The organism is Streptomyces tricolor (genome assembly GCF_002155905.1).
Taxonomy (GTDB): domain Bacteria; phylum Actinomycetota; class Actinomycetes; order Streptomycetales; family Streptomycetaceae; genus Streptomyces; species Streptomyces tricolor.
Genome location: NZ_MUMF01000932.1, coordinates 1 through 619, shown reverse-complemented (window position 1 = coordinate 619; position 619 = coordinate 1). Strand labels below are relative to the sequence as shown.

Sequence of the window (619 nt, the reverse complement as noted above, 5' to 3'; positions counted from 1 at the left end):
CCGCAGGGCTACGCCCCCGCCCCCGCCAGCCGCTCCCGGGCCTCCATCAGGGCGAAGCCCAGCAGGTTCTGTCCCCGCCAGCGTTCGGGGTCGAAGGCCGCCTCGTCGTCCGCCGCCAGGCCGATGCCCCATATCCGGTCCAGGGGGCTCGCCTCCACCAGCACGCGGTCCCCGGTGTTCAGCAGGAACAGGCCGAGGTCGTCGTGGGCCGCGAACTTGTGCACGCTGCCCTCGACCACCAGCCCGAAGCGCTCGCGCTCCCAGGTCTCCTCGTCGAAGCCCCGCACCAGCCGCCCCGCCTTCTTCGCCGCGGCCGGATGCTCCGCGGCCAGCACCCGGCGCTCCGCCTCCGCGTCCCCGAAGAGCCGGGCCTTGCCCGCCATCATCCAGTGCTCGGCCGTCGCGTACTCCACCCCGTCCACCACGAACGGTGCCGGCCACCACTGGCTCAGACAGCTCGCGCCGATCCGCCCGTCCGGCCGCGGTCGGTGCCCCCAGAAGTGCAGATACCTGATCCGGGACCCCGCCCGGACCTCCCTGATCAGGGCGTCCACCCCGTCGATCTTCCCCATGCACGCGAGTGTGGCACGCACCACGGACACTCCGTCCGCCCTTTTCC

Annotated in this window: 1 protein-coding gene; it reads right to left on the bottom strand. The window is 73.0% G+C overall.

The window, feature by feature from the left end; genetic code table 11:
* Nucleotides 1-8: 8 nt before the first annotated feature.
* Nucleotides 9-572 carry an NADAR family protein gene (locus CCN44_RS41610; protein ID WP_059252877.1) on the bottom strand — a complete coding sequence of 188 codons (564 nt, stop codon included), beginning with the start codon at nucleotides 570-572 and terminating at the stop codon, nucleotides 9-11.
* Nucleotides 573-619 lie beyond the last annotated feature (47 nt).

What these genes read in the sequence shown, in the direction of transcription:
- CCN44_RS41610 (WP_059252877.1), bottom strand. Translation starts at nt 572, where the DNA reads ATGGGGAAGATCGACGGGGTGGACGCCCTGATCAGGGAGGTCCGGGCG.